The following is a 23,091-nucleotide window of genomic DNA, read 5'->3' as shown; positions in this document are numbered from 1 at the left end:
AAAAATACATCCTATATCATACATCCTACATCATTTCTTCCAGTTTGTCAGTGTCAAGTCAGTGCCATCGAATACGGCGTAGGTTTTGGCGGATACCCATTCGCCGAGATTTATGTAGCGGCTGGTGGATGAGACGGCCAGATCGAGCGGCAGGTGGCGATGACCAAAGATGTAATAATCGTGGTGCATACGGGTTTCAACCTCCCGGCAATATTGCATCAGCCACTCGCGGTCTTCGCCCAGGAAGTGCTCCTCTCCTTTTTCCTGGTTGCTGGCGCGGCTCCTGCGTGACCAGGCCTGGGCCAGCCCAATGCCTAAATCGGGGTGTACCCAACGGAATAGCCCTCGGGCAAGGCCACTTTCGAAGACTGTCTTGAGTCGTTTATAGACAAAATCGCCGGGCCCAAGTCCATCGCCATGTCCAATCAGGAAGTGCTTATTTCCGATTTTATACCGGCGCGGGTTACGATAGACCGGAATCCCCAGCTCCTTCGTGAAGTAGTCGTTCATCCACATGTCGTGGTTGCCCGTAAAGAGAATAATGCGAATACCGGCATCAGTAAGTTCGGCCAGTTTGCCCTGTAAGCGAATAAATCCTTTGGGAATGCTGTGCTTGTATTCGAACCAGAAGTCAAATACATCGCCCACCAGAAAGATAACCTCGGCATGAGGCCGGATGGCATCTAGCCAGGCAACAATGATTTTCTCCCGTTGGTGGCTCTGCTCGATGGAAGGCGTGCCAAGGTGAAAGTCAGAAGCGAAATAAACGTTACGGCCGGGGGCAAGTGGAATTGTTTCGAGATCAGACATGCATACGGTAATTCTGCCGTAAAGGTACGCAAGCAGATTCATTCACGTATTCCTTCATTCTACTCAGTCTGTACTCACGCAGTTAGTATCGAGCTTTGACTTCGACCGTACACGGGCTAAAAGTCAGATAAACAACCGGCGTATTGCGTTTGTCGGGTCAGGATAGGCCACAAAAACAGCTCAATAACTGATATGGTATGTAAGAAAACGCTAATTTTGGCTTTTCTCAAATCATCTCATGAAAATCAAATCACTGATACTGGCTTTTCCTGTTTTGTGTTTAGCCTGCAGCAGCCCAAGCTCCACCACCGATCCTGCCAGCAATGTTGACGCCAGCCCCATTGTGGCGAAACAGGTTGTTGGTGTGAATGCACTCTCCGTTGATCGGAATTATGATGAGCCCTGCAACATTTTGGGTGAAGAGTATGTCCGCTCCACCTTCAATTTAGGAGAAGGTACGAAGCTGGAAGAAGTTCACGAGCACAACGGTTGTGAATTCGAATGGGCAGGCAACAAGGTCCTGGTTACGTTCGCAGGCACCCGGCCTTTCGAATCTATGTACGTTGCCGAATATACATTCGACAAAATGTACCAGGGCAAACCAGCCCTCGCGATGACGAAATCGGTTGAGGTTGCCAATGACTCAACCGAAAGTGGTCCTCAGCCAGAAGGAACCAATGCCGAAACGCCTGCTACTGCCGAAAACGAAAAAGTAGCGCATCATACGACCGACGATAATCAGCCTCAACACGGCGGCATAACGGCAGCTACGCCTGCTCTTACAAAACACGCAGTTAGCAGCGGCAACTTCGAAGCGGTGAAAAATGTGGGTGATAAAGCGGTTTGGGATGCCTCAACCGGGGCCATGCACGTTCTCTACAACAACCACATCATTAGCGTAACGGTTGAAACCAAAGAAAAGCCCGAGTTAAAGAAAGAACATGCGCAAAGCCTGGCCGAAGTTCTAATAGAAAAAATATCAGCGAACGAGTACACCACCGCGCTGTAAGAAACATACCTTGTTCATACCAAAAAGGCGTGACACTGTGCTCAACAGTGTCACGCCTTTTTAATTAGGAGAATACCCTTATTTAACGGGAATAATGGGTTAAATTAACCAACGTTTAGGCTGTTCCCGACCCTATTTACGTCAATTAGCTAGTCGATAAAAAAAGTTCAACTACAGAGGCACCAAGGGCACAGAGGTTTATTGGGAAGAAAAGTACCCTAATAAACCTCTGTGCCCTTGGTGCCTCTGTAGTTAAACTTAGACTATTCCGCTCGTGCAGGGTCTTGAACTGATCTAATTTAGACTACAACAACCGTAGATTCGACTACGTCTGTCTTTGACGTGCTACTGAACTTTGCCGAAACAAAAACCAGAAAAAATGAAAGTTGTAGTCACAGGTTCGTTAGGACACATTGGCAAGCCGCTGACCGAAACATTGGTGCAAAAGGGCCATTCAGTCACGGTGATCAGCAGTGATCCCGAAAAACAATCAGCCATTGAAGCATTAGGCGCCATGGCTGCTATAGGCTCGGTAGAGGACGTTGATTTTTTAGTCGCTACGTTTACCGGTGCTGATGTCGTGCATGCCATGATACCGCCGAACAATTCTGTACCCGACCCAATGGCCCGGAACATAAAACTTGGCGACTGTCTGGTACGAGCTATAGGCCAATCGGGGGTAAAGCGTGTATTATATGTAAGCAGTTACGGGGCACAGTTAGAAAAAGGTACCGGGCTGATCGTTGGGCATCACCATACCGAAAATGCGTTGGACGCTTTACCTTTAGAAGCGCTTACGCACCTCCGCGCTACCTATATTTACTACAATCTGTTTGCTTACCTGAACATGATAAAAACAATGGGCTTTATCGGAGCAAACTATGGCGACGATGATCGGGTGGTGCTGGTGTCCCCAAAAGATATTGCGGCAGCAGCCGTTGAAGAAATAGAAGCCCAAAGTACCGGCCGGACAGTGCGGTATGTGGCGAGTGACGAGCGAACCTGCAACGAAATAGCGCAGATTTTGGGGGCGGCTATTGGTAAACCTGACTTGAAATGGGTCACTATTACCGACGAACAGATGCAAAGCGGTATGGAAGCAAATGGCGTACCGGCCCCGGTTGCGGCTCAACTGGTTGAAATGTTTGGTGCCTGTCACTCGGGCTTATTAAACGTAGATTATGACCTGCATAAGCCAAAAACAATGGGCGGTGTGAAGATGGAAGATTTTGCCATCGAATTTGCCGATGTATTTAAACAAGCGTAATTGATTTACTGTATGGCAGGTATGCAACCTTTCCGGATTAAAACAATCAGCGATTATCATCAGGTTAATGGGCTCCCCAAACCGGAGCACCCGCTAATCTCCGTGATCAATTTAGATGAGATTAAACAGTGGCCAAGCGAAAAGCCGGCCAGTCTGGTGTTTGATTTCTATTCGATTGCCCTGAAACGGAATTTCAATGCCATCGTGAAATACAAGTATGGTCAGCAGGCCTATGATTTTGATGAAGGTGTCATGTTCTTTATAGCGCCCGGGCAGGTTTTTTCAGTGATGGCCGATAGAGATTACCAACTCTCGGGATGGATGGTACTCGTTCATCCCGATTTTCTCTGGAATACGCCGTTAGCCAAAAAAATAAAGCAGTATGAGTATTTCAGCTACTCCGTGCACGAAGCCCTGCACCTTTCCGAGAAAGAGGAAGTCATGGTAACAGGCATTATGCAGTACATGGCACACGAGTATCATGCGAACATGGACAAATTCAGCCAGGACATTATGATTGCCCAGCTTGACCTGGTGCTGACCTATGCTGACCGGTTTTACCAGCGCCAGTTCATTACGCGTAAAATAACCAATCATCAAACGCTGGATCGGCTGGAAGCTATTTTGGCCCGTTTTTTCAATGGCGATGCGTTGGCGGAGAGAGGGTTGCCCAGCGTGCAGGAAATTGCTGACGCCTTGAACGTATCGCCTACGTATTTAAGCGGCTTGCTGAAAGTGCTGACAGGCCGCAGCACCCAGCAACACATACACGACAAATTGATCGACAAGGCAAAAGAACAGTTATCCACGACAGACCTGTCCGTCAGCGAAATTGCCTACGCTTTGGGGTTTGAACATCCGCAGTCGTTCAGCAAGCTGTTCAAGACAAAAACCATGCTTTCTCCGCTGGAATTCAGGCAGTCATTTAATTGATAAACCATTGACTCACTCCTGTTTCCGTGGGGTCAGATTCTTAAATCTGACCGCGTGAGGTTTCTTAAAACCGAACGGTTCATATGGTTCGGTTTTAGGAAACCTCACGCGGCAGGTTTGAGAACCTGCCTTCACGAATCGGTTATTGACTCCTGTTTAGAGGGCCTATACAGTATTTTTGTTCTACGCTACGCTTCCTATCTTAGTCAGGAAAACCCGGTGTATAAACATGGAGGAACTATCTGGAAGAAGAGAATTTGTTGGTACCATCACCAAAGCCGTTGGGGCTTCGTTATTGATGCCTGCCCTTGGAGGCATTCAAAACGTACAGGCCAGCCAGCAATCGTACACGGTTGGGCAAATCATGGACATGATTCTAAAAACAATACCCAACGCCCCTTTCCCCAAGACAGTTGACACCCTGAAATCGGGCAACGCGTCTCAGAAAGTAACCGGCATTGTTTCCACCATGTTTGCTACGGTTGATGTCATTGAAAAAACGATTGCATCGGGCGCGAACTTCATCATTGCTCACGAACCAACCTTTTACAATCACCTGGACGAGACGGACTGGCTCAAGAGCGACGACGTTTTTCGTTATAAGCAGGACTTGCTGACGAAGCATAACATTGCGCTCTGGCGTTTTCATGATTACATCCATTCGCACCGCCCCGATGGGGTACAGGCGGGGGTGCTAGCGGCTTTGGGGTGGACAAACTATGCCAGCGCCGATAATGCGCATGTGCTTACGCTGCCGGCTACTCCGCTTAGCCAACTCGTAACCCACGCGAAAAGCAAACTGGGCATCAAGATGGTGCGGGTCGTTGGTGATCCTGCCCAATCGTGTCAGCGAATCCTGCTCATGCCCGGCGCATCGGGCGGACGCAGCCAGATAAGCGCCATCGAGAAGGAGAAACCTGATGTCATCTTTTGTGGCGAAGCCAGCGAGTGGGAAACGCCCGAGTATGTGCGGGATGCCCGCCAGCAGGGCAAAAAACTATCTCTGGTTATTCTCGGCCACATTATGAGTGAAGCGGCTGGTATGGAATGGACGGTATCTTGGCTGAAGCCTCAGCTGCCCGGCCTCAACATCGCCTACATTCCGTCGGGCAACGCCTTTACCTATTTGTAAGTAAGATGTGTCTGTAATGGGATGAATAAACAAAAGAGCTGGCTAATGTTTTCTACATTAGCCAGCTCTTTTGTTTATTGATTTTATTACAATACTCTACCCGTTTGGCTCAAAGTGGAATCTGTTCAAACACAACGGCAGGTTGAGCCGCGTCTTTAAACGCTTTGCGCGGACGAATATTAAGCGTCTGAAATAACTGTAAATCAGCATCTTCGTTCGGGTTTGGCGTGGTCAGTAGTTTGTCTCCGGCAAAAATAGAGTTGGCCCCCGCCAGAAAACACAACGCCTGCTCTTCGGTATTCATCCGCACCCGTCCGGCCGATAAACGGACCATTGCTTTCGGCATGATGATACGAGCCGTCGCAATCATCCGAATCATTTCCCATACCGACACGCGCGGCTGATCTTCCAGCGGAGTTCCTTCTACGGGAACCAGCGCATTGACCGGCACGGATTCGGGGTGCTGCGGTAAGGTAGCCAGCGTGTGCAACATACCAATTCGATCCTGATCGGATTCGCCCATCCCGATAATTCCACCTGAACAGACCGAAATACCCGCTTTCCGGGCGTGCCCCAGTGTATCCAGTCGGTCATCGTATGTTCGTGTGCTGATGATGTCGCCATAGAATTCTTCGCTCGTGTCGAGGTTGTGGTTGTAGGCATACAAGCCAGCATCCTTGAGCTTCTGCGCCTGATTTTCGGTCAGCATACCGAGGGTGCAGCAAACTTCCAGCCCCATTTCGTTAACGCCTTGTACCATATCGAGGACTTTGTCGAAATCGCTGTTATCACGCACTTCGCGCCAGGCCGCGCCCATACAAAAACGCGTACTGCCCGTATCTTTCGCGCGCTGGGCAGCGGTCAATACCTCGTCCACCTCCATGAGCTTGTGCACTTTTACGGCAGTATGGTAGCGGGCCGCCTGCGGGCAGTAAGCGCAGTCTTCGGGACAGCCGCCGGTCTTGACCGATAACAGCGTACAGACCTGCACTTCCTGCGGGTCGTGGTGCTGACGATGAACAGTGGCTGCCCGGTACATCAGGTCCAGAACGGGCGAATTATAGATTTCGGCAATTTCAGCACGAGTCCAATCAGTGCGAAGCATAGCAGTACGATTTTTAATTGACGAGACAGGCCAGACATGGCCCGCTCTATTTTCCGAATGATGCGTTCAGATCATCAAAAATCGTAAACCAGCACGCGTAAATCAATAGCACGCCCGTTTATTTCAGCCCGAAGAGTAACCGTGTTACTTTGAACGGTTTAATGAGCAGCAGGTAGGTAGCGACGCAAACGACTAATGTTGACAGGCTTACCACCAGAAATCCGTCGTAAACGCCCAGATTCGTTCTTTTTAAAACGGCATAGCCAATGAGAACAATTACCGTCTGGTGCAGAATATAAAACGGATAAACAGCTTCGTTCAGACGGGGTAAGATTGGTTTACTGACGTTTAGATACCGATACCCATACGCTACTGTCGCCAGCACCGAAGCCACCATCAGGCATTGCCGGTTCGTGAAATACGTGAAGTCGAGCCAGAAAACCGTATCGATCTCATCGAACGTAAACCAGTAATTCATCCCATACATAACGACGGTAAAAACAAGTGTTGCAAGCAGGAAGATACGCCGTTGATCCGTAAGGATTGACCAGAACGCCTGCCGGCTCACCAGCAAATACCCAAACCAGAACAGCAACAGGTTTTCGGCAAAATAAGCCCAGTCATTAACCAAAGCATGGGTTTCGTCCGGGAAATACGGACGGAGCGCATATTGGCTGGCCAGGATACTGACAATGATGATGCCCAATGCACCACCAGGCAGAGCGATCAGGCGGCCGAAACCCGTCGTGAACCGCTGCCCGCTGGCCGTTTTCAACCAGGCGAATACAGGAATACTCAGCAACGAGAAGAGAAACAAATACGTAACGAACCAGAGATGATGCCAGCTAAAGGCCCCGCCCGTTCCCCCATCTCGGTAGGGCTGGAAGTTGAACACCTCCGGGTAAAACTCGCTGTAACTCCCCGAAAACCGGCCACGAAACAACCACTCGATGTAAATCTGGGGCGGCACAATAACGAACATCCCAAAAACAAGCGGGATGAAAAGTCGCCGAACACGCTCGCCAGCGTATACACCAAGTGACCGTTTCTGTAAGGCAAAAAATGTTCCGGCTCCGGAAATTAAGAACAGCAGAGGCATCCGCCATTGGTGAAGCCACCGCATCACCAGTTCCATCGGCCGACTATGTTCTTCACTTTTGATATGCCAGCCCCAGGATACGTAGATCATACCGGTATGGTAAAAAAGCAACGTAACAATGGCAATGATGCGAAGCCAGTCGAGATCATACCGGCGCGAAGTAATGGATACCGGAGAATCTTGACCTACTTTTGAAACCGGGGGCGTTTGTTGTTGGGCGGGTGCCATGAGTTGCGTAAGATTTTGTTTGATGACCCAAAAATGGGCCTCAGCCGCGCTCATTGGCCTATGTCCCGGCCTTTACGAAGTTCATGCCGACCGGGACGAAGTCGGAAATGGCTGTCTGGAAGGTGGCCCGGTCTGGACTGACCTCGTCACCAGTTGCCGGTATTGGGCCGGGGTTTGGTTAGTTAGCCGCTTGAAGGCCGTATGAAAGGCGGAAGGTGAGTTATACCCTACCCGCTCGGCAATCTCATCAATTTTCAGGTTTGCTGTAGCGGCTTCATTCAGCAACCGTTGTGCTTCGGCAATCCGGTAGGTAGCCAGCCAATCGAAGAAGGTTTGCCCCAGCCGGTCATTTAACAACTGTGACAAATTATGCGGGCTAGTGTCGAGCCGAGCCGCTAGTTTGGGCAGCGACATGTCACTGTCCAGGTACGGTTTCTCGGCTTCCAGTAATCGGTTGAGTTTGCCCAGAACAGCATCTTCTACTTCTTCTGATAAAGCCGACTTCTCGTATTTCTTTTTTGTTTCCGTCGGCAATTCCAGCATGGGTGGACTTACCTCAGGTTCATCAATAAAGTAGTTCGAGCCAGCCATAACCCGTATACTCGTACTGTAGATAATCAACGTAAGGTAGCACGCCAGCAGATAATCGCCCAGGTCTTCATAAAACTGCGGTTTGATAATGACGATCAGAGCAGGCAGAATCAGAAACAGCATGCATTGGTTTCGTAATTGCGCCAACCGAATGGGTGAGTTCTGCCAGAAGGGTTTATCAGCCTGTCGATAAGCCTGGTGAATGAGTATAAGAGCCAGTATATTATAGATTAGACAGCTCAGCAGCGTCATTTCGTCGATATAGTCCCGAAGGTTAAAGAAATCTTCCGGTATGTAATAGGCTGGTTCGGCAGCAAATGGGAGCTCGGGATGATAGGCGTTCAGGTAGTTGTTGTATTTGACCTCTACCGGCTGGTAAAGCCACGAAACCGCATTAATGGCCCACAGCGCAGCCGGTACGAAATGCCATAGCCAGCGTTTGGGTAATCGTCCTCGAATCCGGGCAAACACGAAGAGAAAAAACAGCGGCCCCATCGCAAAGTTGAGCGGTTCCGAGAAATCTACGAAGGCCAGCAGCCGAAACATGTAGTTGCTATAGCAGAGAAACATCTCGCCAATAACCGCCGACAGGGACAGCATGAGATAGCCCAGACACCGATTCGCCACGCTCCCCCTACGCTCGCCGGTCAGAAAAAAAATGCCCAAAAATAGTCCCTGCGCTACGCCCAGAAAAATGATCAGGGCGAACAGGTCAAGTTGGAGAGGGGGAGTCTGCATTTGATGAGCGTTGCTTAATGCAAGGTAAAAAAAAGACCTATGCGATCTTAAAAATCACATAGGTCTTCACCGAGTAAACCAGATTAATTAACGAATGTCCATCTCGAACGGCATACGCATCTGCGTACCTTCCATCAATTTGAGCTTCTTCATATACTTTACATACGGAGCCAATTCGCCCAGTTGTGCCTGAATTTTAGCTTCTTCATCGTTACCAAACGACAACATGAGCTGCTCCAGGAATTCTTTCTTACGAGGCTGATACCGGAGCTGGTAATCATTTTCTTTCAGCTTGGCCGATTGGGCCGCCAGTTTAATGGCGTCGTCCAGGCCGCCGAGTTGGTCAACCAGTCCAATGGCTTTACCCTGTGTTCCTGTCCAGACACGTCCACCCGCAATAGCCCGCAGGCTATCGATAGGCAGTTTACGGCCCGAAGCGGCTTTACCCGTAAATTCAGCATAGATCCGTTCGGTAGCCCGCTGCAGGGTCTGCTTCTGAAATGGGGTCATTTCGTGCGTAGCCGTCGGAAAATCGGCATTGGTGTTGGTCTTCACCCGGTCGTAGGTGACGCCGAGTTTGTCTTTGAAGAAGTTTTCGGTATTGAACATCAACGAGAAGACGCCGATCGAACCCGTAATGGTGTTGGGCTGGGCCACTATCTTGTCGCATCCCATCAGCATATAATAGCCGCCCGAAGCTGCATAGTCGGACATAGAACCGATAACGGGCTTAACCTTGCGCGCTAACTGAACTTCCCGGTACATCACATCCGACGCCAGGGCACTGCCGCCACCTGAGTTGACACGCAACACAATGGCTTTTACTTTATCGTCCATCCGCGCTTTGCGAATCTCCTCAACAATCGTTTCTGAACCGATGCTGTTGTCGCCACTCTTGCCCGACTGAATATCGCCAGAAGCGATAATAACAGCGATACGGTTTTTACTGCTCCCATCTGTATCGTTGCTGGTCTTTTCGGACTCTTTGTATCGACTCAGCGAAACATAATTGATTTTCTTTTTTTCCTCCACGCCCAGTTGCTTCTTCATCAGGCTTTCCAGTTCATCCTGATAGCCAATATTCGTAACGAGTTTGGTACGAAGGGCATCTTCGGGTTTCTGGATCGTCAGGTTGTTGGCGTAGCTTTTCAGAGAGTCAACCCGGAGATTCCGGCTTTGCGCCACCCGCACCAGCATGTGGTCGTTTACCGAGTTCAGGAAGGAATTCACCTGCAGGCGGTTGGGGTCGCTCATATTCTCCCGAATAAACGGTTCTACGGCGCTCTTAAAATCACCCACCTTGAAAATCTCGGGTTTAATATTCAGTTTATCGAGCGTCCCTTTAAAGAACGAAAGTTCGGCATTCAGCCCATTCCATTCCAGATCACCCGCCGGGTTGAGGTAAATTTTATCGGCTACCGACGCGATGTAGTACCCTTTTTCGGTCATCGTCTCGGCGTAGGCATAGACAAATTTTTTCGATTGTTTAAAGTCGATCAACGCATTGCGAACTTCTTCCAGCGAGGCCCAGCCAGCTGACGGGCTTTCGGTTTGCAGGTAAATTCCTTCGATATTCGCGTCGTCTTTGGCCTCTTTCAGGGCGCGCTTCAACTCGATCAGGCCAATGGCATCACCCGAGCTACTTATGGGGCCAAACCCGTTAAAGGGATTGTCGACGCTCCGCTCTTCGATGGGTTTATCTAAATCCAACTTCAAAACCGTATTTTCTTTCACAGCTGGCTTCGAATCCGATGCGGAAGACAACGCTGCTCCCAGCCCAACTAAGAGCAGAAAACCGATAAACGAAAACAATAGTAGACCAACAATTGTGGCTAGTACATATTTGAGAAACTGTAGCATGAATTAAATGGCCTTGTTTAACAGGCTGTATACAAATATAGCCCGGAAGAAAGTTTCCGGGCTATAAAAGTGTTAAGTGAACGAAAAGAATGGACGAAAGGCGTAATCCTTACATCAGCTTATAATCGTTGACCGACGTTTGAATGACCTCCCAGGCTTCCTCCTGCCCGTAGATGTTAGCCAGTTCCATGACGGCAGGCTCTTCGGGCAGATTTTTGTAGGTCAGGAAATAGTGACGCAGGCGTTTCACCACGGCTTCAGGTAGTTGGCCAAGCTCGGTATACTGCCCGTACATGGCATCACCTTTGAGCACAGCGATGATTTTATCATCGGCCTCTCCTTTGTCGATCAGGCGGAAGCCACCGATGGGAATAGCCTGTAAGATCAGGTCACCGTGTGTGATTTCGCGTTCGGTCAATACACAAATATCGAGCGGGTCACCGTCGCCCATCTCTACCGTTTTGCCCGATTTTTCGCTGGCTAGCCGCGCGATCTGATCACCGCAATAGGTTTGGGGAATAAAGCCGTAAAGGGCCGGTAATACATTGGAGTACTGCTGGGGCCGGTCAATTTTGAGGTAACCGGTTGCCTTATCGATTTCATATTTAACGGTATCGGTTGGAACGATCTCGATGAAGCAAGTTACTTGCTGGGGAGCTTGTTCGCCGATGGGGATGCCATGCCATGGATGGGCTTTAAAATTACTCTTCATTGGTTGGTTGTATTACTAAAAATTGACAATCTATTAATAAAAATAAGGGAGCTAAATAGATACGTTCCGTTCGTTAAATCCTATTTTTTCGGCCACCAATTGCTCGGCCGAACGGTTGAGAGTTTGGCGAACGAGCATTTCGCCCAAAAAGCCCGCCAGAAACAATTGCACGCCTAAAATGATGGCAACTAAGCCGAAGAAAAACAGGGGATTATCCGTCACATTCCGAAACTTGACCCCTTGGGCAATGTTAATAAGTTTCTCAACAATGAGCCAGATGGCCAGCACCGACCCCACAAAAAAAGACAGTGTCCCGAAGGTACCGAAAAAGTGCATGGGCCGCTTACTGAACCGGTGCACAAACGCAATCACGAGCACATCCAAAAAGCCGTTCACAAAACGCTCCAGGCCAAACTTAGTGGTTCCGTACTTACGGGCGCGGTGCTGCACGACTTTCTCTCCAATCCGACTAAATCCGTCCCAGTTTGCCACGATGGGCAGATTTCGGTGCATATCGCCGTATAGCGAGGGAGCAATCGTTTTAACAACCTTCTGCTTATAGGCTTTCAGACCACAGTTGAAATCGTGCAGTTGGACACCCGAAATCCAGCGCGAAACAGAATTGAAAAGCTTCGTTGGGAGTGTTTTGGTGATGGGGTCATAGCGTTTCTGCTTCCAGCCCGACACCAGGTCATACTTATCCTGTACAATCATGCGGTACAGCTCTGGAATCTCGTCGGGGCTATCCTGCAAATCGGCATCCATCGTAATGACAACCTGCCCGCGGACAGCCTGGAAACCCGTTTGCAGCGCGGCTGTTTTGCCGTAGTTCCGGTTAAACCGAATGCCTCGCACATTGGGGTTTCGGTTTGCCAATTGCTCAATAACCGACCATGAATCATCCGTACTGCCGTCGTCAACGAACAGGATTTCGTAAGAAAAATGATGTTCCGTCACAACCCGCACAATCCAGTCGTGCAACTCGGGCAGCGACTCATCTTCGTTATAAAGCGGAATTAAAACGGTAAGTTGAAGCAATTCGGGCATATACTTTTAAAACGCAGAACAAAACCGCTTGAACGGCCCCACCCTAACGCAGGCACAGATATTATCACAAAGTTCGCAGAGTTTTCAGAATATTAGGTAAAATTCACGGAGTAATGTCCGAAATTCTGACGTATAGGTCTCGACAGATCGATTTTCGGAAAAACCGTCCGGTTTTCCAGGCTCGTATAGCATTAAAGACGCTTCGTGAAGATCACGTTCCTCGAATGAAAAGCCGGTTATGACCCGAAATACCGGCTTTTGCCCATTGTGCCGGACCAGGAGTTGTTTAAAAGCATGCAGGCCCGCCTGATTAGCCAGCAGAGCCAATTTTTCAGCTTCGAAAGGAGGGAGTAAAACCCACCACTGTCCGTCGGGTTCCATTAGTCGCACCACAGCCTCGATCAATTCCGGAAAGGACAGCTCGTCCGTATGCAGCGCCCGGTTGACCGCCGAATCAGGCGAACGCAGGTGGTTGGTATAAAAAGGAGGATTGGTCAGAATCCGATCATATCGATTCGTCGGTCTAAAATCCTGGATACGCCCATGCCACATGTGCACGCGCTCAGCGAACGGGCTGGCGACTACGTTTTCCTGAGCCTGCCCAACCGCAGCCTCGTCTACCTCGACCGCATCGATCTGCGCGGTTTGGTTCCGCTGGGCGGCCATTAAGGCTAGCAGGCCGGTACCGGTTCCAATATCGAGGATTCGCTTCACTTGCCCCGCCGGTTGAGAGCCCGTTACATCCGCATACGCCCCCAATACACAGGCATCTGTACACACCTTCATGGCGGTACGGTCCTGCTGGATAATAAATTGCTTGAAACGAAACATTTGAACCGGGATTTTTATGATTGACCTGATTACATGAATAAATAATCATGTCACGTACTGGCATTCATAGTCTTTCCATAAATCATAAAAATTCCGGTTCAGATTATTTGCGGCCAAAATCAGCCGGATTTTCACCCCAAACGGTCGTTTCCCATTTCAGAACAGGATTCGCGAATCGGTGTGTCTGAAGCCAGGTTTCGGCCCGGTCAAGGAGTTCGAATAGCTCAGCATTGCGGGCGGTTTCTTCCAGTTTGGTATTCGCTTTTTTCTTCTTAACCCAGCCGATAGCCGTTCTAGAATCGGAATAAACCGGGATATTGCTGTTTTTCTGATGCAGCAACGCCAAAGCGTGAACAATAGCCAGAAACTCGCCAATATTATTGGTGCCGTCCTGATAGGGCCCTTTTAAAAACAGCTTTTGTTTCGTGGCCAGGTAAATGCCCTGGTATTCCATATCGCCGGAAGCGGTGTTCCAGGCAGCATCGACAACCAGACTATCCTGAATAGGCAAACCGACCAATTCGGTTAATTTACCCTGTTTACCTGCTGGCTTGATCGCCTGGCCAATGTGTGCGTGCGGTTTATCTTTGAAGGCCTGAATAGCAGCCGGTTTACTATCGAAGGCCTTGAATAGCGGCTTGGCAAAACCATCGGTTTGGGCTTTAGCTTCATCCCAACTATCATAAACGCCAGGCTTTCTACCGTGCCAGACAACGTAAAATTTGGGCTTTTTCTGCGCCATATAGAAGACGTTCCTTTTTGCAAAAGTAAGGACACATCCAGGTTTGTTCGACGTGTAGGACCGCAATTGTCCTACATAAACAGAAAAGCCCTGCTGATACAGGGCTTTTCTGTTTATGTAGTCAATGTCTATTTATCACTTTTCAATGCGGACCAGAGCATGTACATCGTCAGCCCGGCCAGTGTACTCAGCGCCAGCACTCGAGCCACATGAAACGATGTGGGTGTAGGCATATCAACAATCCCGTTTTCATCGGTAACAGCCGGTTGTTTTACGTATCGCCCTTCCGACGGAATGGAGCGGGATTCAAATTCGTGCGCCAGTTTATTTAACCCCAGTTGAAGATCAAGGCCGTGGACAGACACACCATGCCCCGTTCCGGCCGCCAACGGATTAAGGTTATTTAAGGCCAAAACCGACTTTTTGGCGGCTTGCCAGTCGCAGGTAAAGTAAGCTGGCGGGCCATGAAATTCTTCACGCTGGGTAGCCACCGCCGTAATGGCGTTCTGGTTAGTTGTCACAAAGGCATCGCCCGCAATCAACGTACGGTCTTTATCGCGAAACAGCGAAATATGGCCCGGCGCATGGCCTGGTGTATGAATAGCCCGCCAATCAGGTAGTTCGGGAATTTTTCCATTGTCGGCAATGGGCTTTATGCGGTCGCCAAAGTCAGATGGCCCAATGGGAAATACCCACGACATATACGACATGCCTCCTCCACCAATGGCCGGATCGGGTGGCGGGTAGCTTGATTTGCCCTGTAAATAAGGCAGTTCCAGTTTGTGCGCATAAACCGGCACGTCCCACTCGCTCAGCAGTTTATCCAGCGATCCCGTATGGTCGGCATGACCATGCGTGAGAATAATCGCGTCGGGTTTGGTACCGGGGCCGAATAATTGTTCAGCGCGCTTTTTTATCTGACTGGCATAGCCCATCAAACCGGCATCGACCAGTACCCAATGATTCCCGGGGCCGGGTGTTCCAATATAGAATACATTGACAAATAACGTCTTGATACCCGCTACATCGGCGGTTACGTCATAAGGGGTTTTTGTGTCAGTTTCAATTGACGATTCAACATCGACTTGCGTTTCCATAGGCGTTGAGCTTAGTTAGCCTTTCAACCCATAGACGCAATAGATTGTTTGGTGATCTACACGAACGGACCACGGGTCTAACTTCGCTCCTCCCACACCTGTGCCACGTTGACAATGACGGCAACGGCCTTTTGCATGTCCTGCACCGACACCCACTCCTGCCGGGAATGAAAAGCATGTTCACCGGCAAATATATTCGGGCAAGGCAGTCCCATAAACGACAACCGTGAGCCATCGGTCCCACCCCGAATGCTGCGTCGCCGGGCGGATAGGCCGGCTCGACGGATGGCCTCAAGCGCGTTGTCGACGACGGCCGGGTGCTGATCCAGGACGTCTTTCATGTTGCGGTACTGTTCCTTCACCACGAGTTGCGCCGTTGAGCCGCGGTATTCCGTCATGATGTCATTTAGTTGATTTTGCAGGTAGGTTTCCTTTTCCTGCAAGCCTGTTTCGGTAAAGTCGCGGATAATGAATTCCAGCACGGCCTTGTCCTGATTGCCCTCCATGCGGGTTGGGTGCACAAAACCTTCTTTGGCTTCGGTCGTTTCGGGCGAAAGTGCATTTTTAGGTAAGGCTGCCAGTAAATCGGCGGCAATTTTCAGGGCGTTTTCCAGTTTTCCCTTAGCAAAGCCGGGATGCGTGCTTACGCCCTGAATCGTAATTTTGACGGCATCGGCCGAGAACGTCTCGTCTTCGAGCGTACCCAACGCTTCGCCATCAATAGTATAGCCAAAATCGGCCCCTAGTTTCTGGATATCAACTTTTTCGGTTCCGCGCCCTACTTCTTCATCGGGCGTAAAGAGCAACCGAATCCGGCCGTGTTTTACGTCGGGATGAGTTAATAAGTAGTGCGTGGCATCCATAATTTCGGCCAGTCCGGCCTTATTATCAGCGCCTAGCAAGGTAGTGCCACTGGCCGTAATAATATCATTGCCGATCTGATTCTGTAGATCGGGGTGATCGGCTACCCGAATTTGCTGGGACGGATCATCCGGCAAGATAATATCGGTCCCGTTCCAATTTTCGTGAATGATCGGCTTCACCCCGGCACCGGTCACATCGGGTGAGGTATCTACGTGCGAACAGAAGCAAATCGTTGGCACGTTCGGCTTGTCCGTATTGGCCGGAATGGTGGCGTACACATATCCCCATTCATCTATTTCGGCATCGGAAATGCCCATCTCCAGCAACTCATGCACCAGCAACCGACTCAGGTCTTTTTGCTTTTCGGTACTTGGATTTGTCGTCGATTGCGGGTCCGACTGCGTATCGATCTGCACGTAGCGCAGGAAACGGTCAATGGCTGTATACGGATAGTTCTCCATCAAATTTCTCACTAAATCTCCGGCACGCTGGTGCGTTATTCGTTTTGTATCTACCTATTTATCAACCTCCTGCATTACAAGGCTGGAACCAGAATGCCCTCCAGATCAGCCGGTGAATAGTTCACACTCTTTAGGGTTTTGTGGTCGGCGTCGCGATAAACGAGGAATTTTCCATCTGATTCGATAAAATGGCAGGGAACGCCTTTGGCCTGATACTGGGCCACAGTGGCTTCAGCTTCGGCCACCGTCAGGCAGGCTTTGCTCATGTTGGAGCGCTGCACTTCATCAAATAATTCTTTGAATTTATCACCCAGGCCAAACTCAAGCACCGCCCCCGACAGCACATACTGTAAATCGCAGAGTGCATCGGCCACGGCCACAATATCACCCTCGGCAATGGCCTCGCGCAGTTCGTCCAGTTCTTCGGCCAGTAGCGATACCCGAAGCTGCCCACGGGCTTCGGATGGAATCTGGGGGGTTTCTAAAATAGGGGCATGAAAGGTGCGGTGAAATTCCGCGACCTGGTTCAGCGAGTCCGGTTGTTGCATAGTTTGTGAATGAAGAATGAATAGCTATGAGTGAAACATTCAGGCATTGACACGTATTCTTCACGCATAACTATTCATTCTTAACTGAATTAAGTTAGTCTTCCTCCTCGTCACTGCTGAAGGAATAGAGCGTTGTGTCTAGTGAGAGGGTGTTTGCTTTGAAATGCGCAATAAAATCTTCGATCACTTCATCGGTGATTTCGTCGACGTTCAGACAAACATCCAGGGCAATGCCATAATCGGATTCCAGATCGACTTCAACGTGTTCCTGCACCTTAACCGTTTCGGTTTCTTCAATTTCTTCAATAATTTCGGTCAGGGCTGTTTCGGCCTCCTCTTCTAAATCGGGTGCGATTTTGTAATTTGGCTTGCGCTCTTCGGGCGGCACGTAGGTGGGAAACGTCTTTTGAACCTCTTCTACGGCCATTTCATACACCAGGCTGCTGTGGTGCAACCGTAGCGTATACACCAGTGTGTCGAAAATAACTTCCTGCCCCTGATACTGTCCCGGAAACTGAATATGCCGACATTCGCCTTCTTCCAATACGTCCAAGTCTTCGTCTTCGACGTAAATGAACGATTTACCTTCCTGGCTACACTCGTCTTTCAGTGCGCTGATCTCTTCTGGGTCATACCCATCATTCTTGTAATTTGCCATGTGGCAAAGCTAGTATTTCTTAGTCAGAAACCATATCCGACCCAAAACAGTCGGACACTTTCTGAGCCTGTAGTACATCGTTTCAGGAATTCAGGCCAACCGCAACACATTTTACATTCTTTGCGTAATCTGTTTACTACTCCGTCTTTAGTTGATTAAACGCACAGCATGAAACACATCTTCCTTCTTACTTTTCTGATTGGCGTATCCCTGTCGGGGCAGGCTCAGGAGGTCATCATTGATACCAATTATTACGCTCCGCCCCCCGTGGTCCGCCGACGGGTGCTAACGGAAGATCCGGACAACAACCCGAATCATCAATCAAACGGTAGTGGGCAGGCCAGCCGGAAACGGAAGTTGCTTGAAAAACTCAACGAAGTACACACATGGTATGTGAGCGCCGAAACCGGCCTCCGAAGTGACGGCAGCGTACTAAGCAATTCCTTCGACCGACTGGTCAGTAATCCGGCACCCACAAAAGCGTCCTGGAGTGCCTTGCTGGGGTACACCTACCGTAATGCCTGGACAATTGAAGCTGGCTACATCCGTGCACCTATTCACCTGAACATCAGCATTGCCAACGGAAGCAATCCCCTCGTTTTCAACTACCTGAACAGTGGTTACGGCATTCCATTGCGCATAAAACGGCGTGTTGGGTCCGGCAAACGGGCCGCGAACGGAACCGGCTTCTGGGTTACCGGCGGTGCCTGGCTGATTCCAAATGGCAGTGGACAAACGGGTGATTTCCAGTTGATTGGCTACAATCGCTCCGGTCGGAACCGAGTCGATACGATCAGGCTGAATAACTCGACAACTATACTCAAACAGGTTACGGGTATTGCCGAATTAGGAGTTGACTATACGACCCGACTGGCATCGCGTGTTGAGATGGACTTTTATGTCCGCAAATACTGGGGGCTAAGTAACGCGCTGCAGTCTGATCTGGTCTATACGGTCAATAATGGGTCGAAAACACAGGCTACCGTTACAGCTGATGGTACAGGATGGGGCTTCGGCCTTTCTCTACGGTACCTGTATGGGCGGCAGTATGAAGTAAAAAACCCATAGAGTTGTGAACAACTGACCTGGCAAGAAAAGTTTGTAAAATGTAAAAGTGAAGTCAGATTCTTAAATCTGACTTGTGAGGTTTCTCAAAACCTAACAATGCGAGGTTTTGAGAAACCTCACAAGTCGGTTATTAGTAACCGACTCCACACATAGTACGTAACGCACGGCACCGCAAATTAACCTAACTGACTGATTCTTTATTAGGGGTTAACCAGGCGTAGACGACTGCTTCGGCCAGGTCAATAGCGGTATCAAGGGGCGTTATATCCAGTTGATTGAGGGTGTCGGTTCTTTGGTGGATACGTGGCATTTGCCCATTGGCATCCAATGCACACAAAGCCAGCACCGGAATTTTGTTGCGCACAAACCAGACGCTATCAAAGTCGGCGGTGTGCCAGCTCCCAACCTGTACCCTGTTTTGAAATGCCTCGGTTGTAGCCAGTTGACGCGCCAGACGGGTAGGCTCATTGTCATACCGAATCTGCTCAGCCGTTCCCGTTTTCTCCACGATGGTGAGCTTGCCCGCGCCAAGAGTGTCGAAATTAATGGCCAGGGTTTGCGCTGGCTTCCATTCCTTCCGGTGCGCCTTCACGTAATAATAGGCACCGACCATACCAACCTCTTCGGCGCTGGTCAGGACGACCTCGATTTCTACATCCGGCAAACTGGCTTCGTGGAGCCGACTTGCCGTCGTTAGGGCAGCGGCCACTCCTGTTGCATTATCGCTGGCTCCATTGCTATACCCCTTGAACCAGTAACCCGCGGTACCGACAACCGCCTGCAACAGAAAGTAGACCATCAGGCCATAGCGTAAATAAGTTAGATACGGCAAGCCAACCCGGAACACTTCGTAGGTAGCCGCCACACCGGCCAGCAGCATCAGGAAGAGGGAAACCAGAAGTGAGCCCCTAAATGAAGCCTGCCGTTTAGGACTATAGAGGAGCGAAATGGGCGCGGTATCATAATGAGCCATTAGGATAATTTTTCGCAAGGGTTGTTCCCCCGTTCGGCGAGCTGGCCACCGACCAATCACATTTTGATCCGTATGCTGAACCGGAAACCTGATAATGAACGAATAACGCCAGTTGAAATACAACATGGCCATCCAGATAAAATACCAGACCAGGCCAACAGCTACGCCACTGACGGGCACTAGGGCCAAGCCCGTCAGCAATCCACCAATCAGCCAGTAGACAATGGTCGCGTATGTTCTGGGCGTTTCAAATGATTCCATCTGCACCCTCGCTCCCAGTGCACCAAGGTAGTTTTTCAACAGTCCGGCAGCTTTGGCTCCATGGGTAGTGGCTGCCCCGCGATGAGGCAAAGAAGCGAGTTCGTCAAGAATTGTCTGGACCGATATATTCACGATGTAACAAATTTACTTTACAGCCTGACTGTGTTAGCTATCTCTGATTCAACGACTTAGCGATAGACCCTACTCTGCTCACGGCTCGGGCTTTTTAAAGACGACGGCGGGATCAATGCCAGCTTCGCGCATGAGATCCATCCCATAGTGTCGGATGCGCTCAATAACCGGAATGGCTCGTTTCCCTTTTTCAGTAAGCGTATATTCGACTTTGGGCGGCACGACCGCATACACCGTTCGCGTCACGAACCCATGGGCTTCGAGTTCGCGCAGTTGGGTCGAAAGCATCTTGTGCGAAATGTGCGGCAGGTATTTCTTCAGCTCACCATAGCGCATAACCTGCTTATTAAGACGCCATAGAATGGGCATCTTCCAGGTGCCGCCAATCTGGTACATGGCATATTCTACCGGGTTATAAAACACCCTACCCTGATCGTTAAAGTCTGGCATGACGTATAACCATTTGATTATCAAATACTCTCTAAATTACTAGTATCACACTAAAAAGTGTATTTATTGGCAGAACTACTATCAGGGGTCACCTTTGTCGTATGCTTTTTACAAATCAACAAAGCACAACCGATCATGAGCTTAAAAGACCCAAATGTGGTGAATCCCAGCCAATCCAAACGCATTGCCATCATTTTGTCAAATCCGGCTGTGTCAACCACTACCGGCTGGCCAGTAGGTTTCTGGTGGAGTGAATTGACCCACCCCTACTATGCCTTTACAGAGAGAGGGTATACCGTCGATATTTTCAGCCTAAGCGGTGGGCTGTGTGAAGCCGATGCCATGAGCGATCCAAATGATGCGAGCGGGTATTCATCGACAGACCTGATTACCCAGGGCTTCATCCATACTGAATCCCTGCGGGCGCTGGTTGACAACACCAAACCCATTGCCGAACTAAACGTTGCCGATTTCGATGCCATCGTGGTGGCAGGTGGTCAGGCTCCCATGTTCTCTTTCGAGAATGCCACGGATTTGCACGCCAAGTTCATCGAGTTTTATGAAAGCGGGAAAGTAACGGCGGCTCTCTGTCATGGTACGGCAGTATTGCGGTATGCCAAACGTAGCAATGGCGAGTATTTGGTAAAAGGCAAAACCGTAACGGGTTTTGCCAATGTAGAAGAAGATTTTGCGGACAACGCCGTCTGGGCGTACGGGCTGCTCTCCCGCGATAAGCACGTGATGCCCTGGCGAATCGAAGATGAGCTAAAGGCATTGGGAGCTAATTTCATCCAGGCCGGCCTGTGGCGGGGTTTTGCTATTCGCGATGGCAATCTGATTACGGGTCAGCAGAACTTTTCTGGTGCCGAAACGGCCAAAGCTATCATTGACGCACTCGGCGAGTAATTTTTAACACACAGTCTGTAACATCCCTGCTTGTCAATCGTCTCAACCAGGTTCCTTGCGGGGCCTACACTACATTTTACCTAAAACCATTTACGCACATGACCATTGATGAACTAGCTGATCGACTAGTAACACTTTGCCGGGAGGGCAACTACGAGCAGGCGCAGCGCGAACTCTACAGCAATGATGCTAAAAGCATTGAACCCACATCTGCTCAGGGAATGCCCAGCGTACAGGGGCTGGATGCCATTATTGCCAAGGGAAACCAGTTTCAGCGTATGATTCAGGAAATACATGGCGGGCATGTGGGCGGGCCGTTAATAGCGGGCAATACCATTGCCATTACCATAAGCCTCGACGCTACGTTCACCGATGGCACTCGCCAGACAATAAATGAGCTGGCGGTCTATACCGTGCAGAATGGCAAAATCATAGAGGAACAGTTTTTTTATTAAATAGGGCTAAGCAGACGTATATGAATTTACTAGGGACAAACCCATATACGTCTGCTTAGGCTGACCAGCGCCCTTAGGCCCATCACTACCTTACGTTCATTTGCTATTTATGTACATAGGCAAAGACTTTAAATTTAACTTACTCTGGCATTTTGCCCGTAAGAACTTGTTTCGGACAATGCTGGTCAGCCTGACGGCTTGTGTCTTATATAAAATTTTGGGTTGGGATTTTGTCGCCATTTCCTTTCTGCCAATTGCTACGATTGGTACAGCCGTTGCCTTTTATGTGGGCTTTAAAAATAATCAGGCCTACGACCGACTGTGGGAAGCCCGTCGCCTTTGGGGCAACATTACCAATACCAGCCGCACAGTAGCCGCTATGGTCATTGCCACAATACCGGACAAAAGCATCCAGCGCGAATTTATGTATCGCCACATCGCCTGGCTAAACATCCTGCGTCTCCAGTTGCGGAAAACCATTCCCTGGGCCACCAGCAAAGAGAGTCTTCACCAGGATTATTTATCAGAAAACAATGAGCTGGAAAAATTCGATGAAGGCTTGAAAAAGCTTTTCATGGACATGAACCGCATGGAATATTATGAAGCTATGGCCGGCCGAAGCAACGCGGCAATCCATATCCTGAAAAAGCAAATTCATGAATTCGGCAGACTAAAAAAGCAAGGTGTCATTGACGAGTACGAGCATTCTGATCTTGTTAAACAAATTGGGGACCTTTTCAATAGCCAGGGCGGCTGCGAACGAATTAAAACCACGCCCCTGTTCCGCCAATACAGCATATTCAGCCGAATATTTGTGATTCTGTTTATTGTTCTCCTGCCCTTTGGGCTGCTCCGGGAGATGGATAAAGTAGGAGTTTACGGCGTTTGGCTAACCATCCCGTTTTCGATGCTGATCAGTTGGGTATTTTTTACGATGGAGCAGATTGGTGAGTTCAGTGAGAATCCGTTCGATAACTCAGTGAACGACATTCCCATCTCAACCATTTGCCGCAACATTGAAATCGAAGTCCGCGAGTTTCTAGGCGATGAGCACATTCCCACGAAGCTTGACCCAATCGAAGATATTATGTTCTAATGAAGGAATAAGTGGCTG

General features: G+C 49.5%; 23 protein-coding genes. 8 read left to right on the top strand and 15 right to left on the bottom strand.

From position 1 onward, the window contains the following. Positions 1-30: 30 nt before the first annotated feature. The gene (locus SD10_RS09835; RefSeq protein WP_046579306.1) at positions 31-810 is read right to left on the bottom strand and encodes a UDP-2,3-diacylglucosamine diphosphatase; all 780 of its coding nucleotides are present in this window, start codon (positions 808-810) and stop codon (positions 31-33) included. A 238-nt stretch (positions 811-1,048) separates the two neighbouring features. Between SD10_RS09835 and SD10_RS09830 the strand changes: the two genes are divergently transcribed. From SD10_RS09830 to SD10_RS09815, 4 genes are all read left to right on the top strand, one after another. Continuing rightward, positions 1,049-1,819 carry a hypothetical protein gene (locus SD10_RS09830; RefSeq protein WP_046573648.1) on the top strand — a complete coding sequence of 257 codons (771 nt, stop codon included), beginning with the start codon at positions 1,049-1,051 and terminating at the stop codon, positions 1,817-1,819. Positions 1,820-2,198: 379 nt separating this feature from the next. Beyond that, on the top strand, positions 2,199-3,086 hold the full coding sequence (locus SD10_RS09825; RefSeq protein WP_046573647.1) for an NmrA family NAD(P)-binding protein: 888 nt from the start codon (positions 2,199-2,201) through the stop codon (positions 3,084-3,086). A gap of 12 nt (positions 3,087-3,098) precedes the next feature. Next, positions 3,099-4,019 (top strand): helix-turn-helix domain-containing protein, encoded by a 921-nt coding sequence (locus SD10_RS09820; protein WP_046573646.1) that lies wholly within the window; start codon positions 3,099-3,101, stop codon positions 4,017-4,019. 229 nt (positions 4,020-4,248) lie between these two features. Continuing rightward, the gene (locus SD10_RS09815) at positions 4,249-5,151 is read left to right on the top strand and encodes a Nif3-like dinuclear metal center hexameric protein (RefSeq protein WP_046573645.1); all 903 of its coding nucleotides are present in this window, start codon (positions 4,249-4,251) and stop codon (positions 5,149-5,151) included. 109 nt (positions 5,152-5,260) lie between these two features. Here SD10_RS09815 and bioB read toward each other — a convergent pair whose 3' ends face one another. The 12 genes from bioB to SD10_RS09755 all read right to left on the bottom strand — a co-directional run bounded on the left by bioB (position 5,261) and on the right by SD10_RS09755 (position 17,732). After that, a complete protein-coding gene (bioB, locus tag SD10_RS09810; RefSeq protein WP_046573644.1) occupies positions 5,261-6,256 on the bottom strand; it encodes a biotin synthase BioB in 996 nt (331 codons plus the stop codon). Positions 6,257-6,374: 118 nt separating this feature from the next. Then, entirely contained in the window at positions 6,375-7,583 is a 1,209-nt protein-coding gene (locus tag SD10_RS09805) for an acyltransferase family protein (protein WP_046579305.1), read from the bottom strand. Between the two features lie 81 nt (positions 7,584-7,664). Further along, on the bottom strand, positions 7,665-8,912 hold the full coding sequence (locus SD10_RS09800; RefSeq protein WP_046573643.1) for a helix-turn-helix transcriptional regulator: 1,248 nt from the start codon (positions 8,910-8,912) through the stop codon (positions 7,665-7,667). A gap of 87 nt (positions 8,913-8,999) precedes the next feature. Next, the gene (gene sppA / locus SD10_RS09795) at positions 9,000-10,772 is read right to left on the bottom strand and encodes a signal peptide peptidase SppA (RefSeq protein WP_046573642.1); all 1,773 of its coding nucleotides are present in this window, start codon (positions 10,770-10,772) and stop codon (positions 9,000-9,002) included. A 109-nt stretch (positions 10,773-10,881) separates the two neighbouring features. Further along, on the bottom strand, positions 10,882-11,484 hold the full coding sequence (locus tag SD10_RS09790; protein ID WP_046573641.1) for an inorganic pyrophosphatase: 603 nt from the start codon (positions 11,482-11,484) through the stop codon (positions 10,882-10,884). 51 nt (positions 11,485-11,535) lie between these two features. Continuing rightward, the gene (locus SD10_RS09785; RefSeq protein ID WP_046573640.1) at positions 11,536-12,531 is read right to left on the bottom strand and encodes a glycosyltransferase family 2 protein; all 996 of its coding nucleotides are present in this window, start codon (positions 12,529-12,531) and stop codon (positions 11,536-11,538) included. 84 nt (positions 12,532-12,615) lie between these two features. Continuing rightward, on the bottom strand, positions 12,616-13,362 hold the full coding sequence (locus SD10_RS09780; protein WP_046573639.1) for a tRNA1(Val) (adenine(37)-N6)-methyltransferase: 747 nt from the start codon (positions 13,360-13,362) through the stop codon (positions 12,616-12,618). A 103-nt stretch (positions 13,363-13,465) separates the two neighbouring features. Continuing rightward, positions 13,466-14,104, bottom strand: a complete 639-nt coding sequence (locus SD10_RS09775; protein WP_046573638.1) for a ribonuclease H1 domain-containing protein — start codon at positions 14,102-14,104, stop codon at positions 13,466-13,468. A 128-nt stretch (positions 14,105-14,232) separates the two neighbouring features. Beyond that, entirely contained in the window at positions 14,233-15,201 is a 969-nt protein-coding gene (locus SD10_RS09770; RefSeq protein WP_046573637.1) for an MBL fold metallo-hydrolase, read from the bottom strand. A gap of 77 nt (positions 15,202-15,278) precedes the next feature. Further along, positions 15,279-16,526, bottom strand: coding sequence for a peptidase T (gene pepT, locus SD10_RS09765; RefSeq protein WP_046573636.1), 1,248 nt, complete (start codon positions 16,524-16,526; stop codon positions 15,279-15,281). Positions 16,527-16,600: 74 nt separating this feature from the next. Next, complete coding sequence (locus tag SD10_RS09760; RefSeq protein ID WP_046573635.1) at positions 16,601-17,074, bottom strand: pyrophosphohydrolase domain-containing protein; 474 nt, start codon at positions 17,072-17,074, stop codon at positions 16,601-16,603. A gap of 94 nt (positions 17,075-17,168) precedes the next feature. Next, positions 17,169-17,732, bottom strand: a complete 564-nt coding sequence (locus tag SD10_RS09755) for a hypothetical protein (RefSeq protein ID WP_046573634.1) — start codon at positions 17,730-17,732, stop codon at positions 17,169-17,171. 168 nt (positions 17,733-17,900) lie between these two features. On the opposite strand from SD10_RS09755, the gene SD10_RS09750 reads away from it, so the two are divergent. Next, on the top strand, positions 17,901-18,800 hold the full coding sequence (locus SD10_RS09750; protein ID WP_046573633.1) for a hypothetical protein: 900 nt from the start codon (positions 17,901-17,903) through the stop codon (positions 18,798-18,800). A 181-nt stretch (positions 18,801-18,981) separates the two neighbouring features. On the opposite strand, the gene SD10_RS09745 is transcribed toward SD10_RS09750, so the two are convergent. Together SD10_RS09745 and SD10_RS09740 are read right to left on the bottom strand one after the other, a co-directional pair. After that, positions 18,982-20,166: a M28 family metallopeptidase gene (locus tag SD10_RS09745; RefSeq protein WP_148562415.1), complete on the bottom strand. Its 1,185-nt coding sequence runs from the start codon at positions 20,164-20,166 to the stop codon at positions 18,982-18,984. A 78-nt stretch (positions 20,167-20,244) separates the two neighbouring features. Continuing rightward, positions 20,245-20,616 carry a winged helix-turn-helix transcriptional regulator gene (locus SD10_RS09740; RefSeq protein WP_046573631.1) on the bottom strand — a complete coding sequence of 124 codons (372 nt, stop codon included), beginning with the start codon at positions 20,614-20,616 and terminating at the stop codon, positions 20,245-20,247. Between the two features lie 135 nt (positions 20,617-20,751). Here SD10_RS09740 and SD10_RS09735 point away from each other — a divergent pair, with 135 nt between their 5' ends. From SD10_RS09735 to SD10_RS09725, 3 genes are all read left to right on the top strand, one after another. Continuing rightward, positions 20,752-21,522: a type 1 glutamine amidotransferase domain-containing protein gene (locus SD10_RS09735; RefSeq protein ID WP_046573630.1), complete on the top strand. Its 771-nt coding sequence runs from the start codon at positions 20,752-20,754 to the stop codon at positions 21,520-21,522. A gap of 98 nt (positions 21,523-21,620) precedes the next feature. Next, positions 21,621-21,977: a nuclear transport factor 2 family protein gene (locus SD10_RS09730; protein ID WP_046573629.1), complete on the top strand. Its 357-nt coding sequence runs from the start codon at positions 21,621-21,623 to the stop codon at positions 21,975-21,977. A gap of 109 nt (positions 21,978-22,086) precedes the next feature. Beyond that, entirely contained in the window at positions 22,087-23,073 is a 987-nt protein-coding gene (locus SD10_RS09725; protein ID WP_046573628.1) for a bestrophin family protein, read from the top strand. Positions 23,074-23,091: the final 18 nt, after the last annotated feature.

Source organism: Spirosoma radiotolerans, assembly GCF_000974425.1.
Taxonomy (GTDB): domain Bacteria; phylum Bacteroidota; class Bacteroidia; order Cytophagales; family Spirosomataceae; genus Spirosoma; species Spirosoma radiotolerans.
Note: the sequence above shows the minus strand (reverse complement) of the source record. Positions and strands in the feature narration are given on the sequence as shown.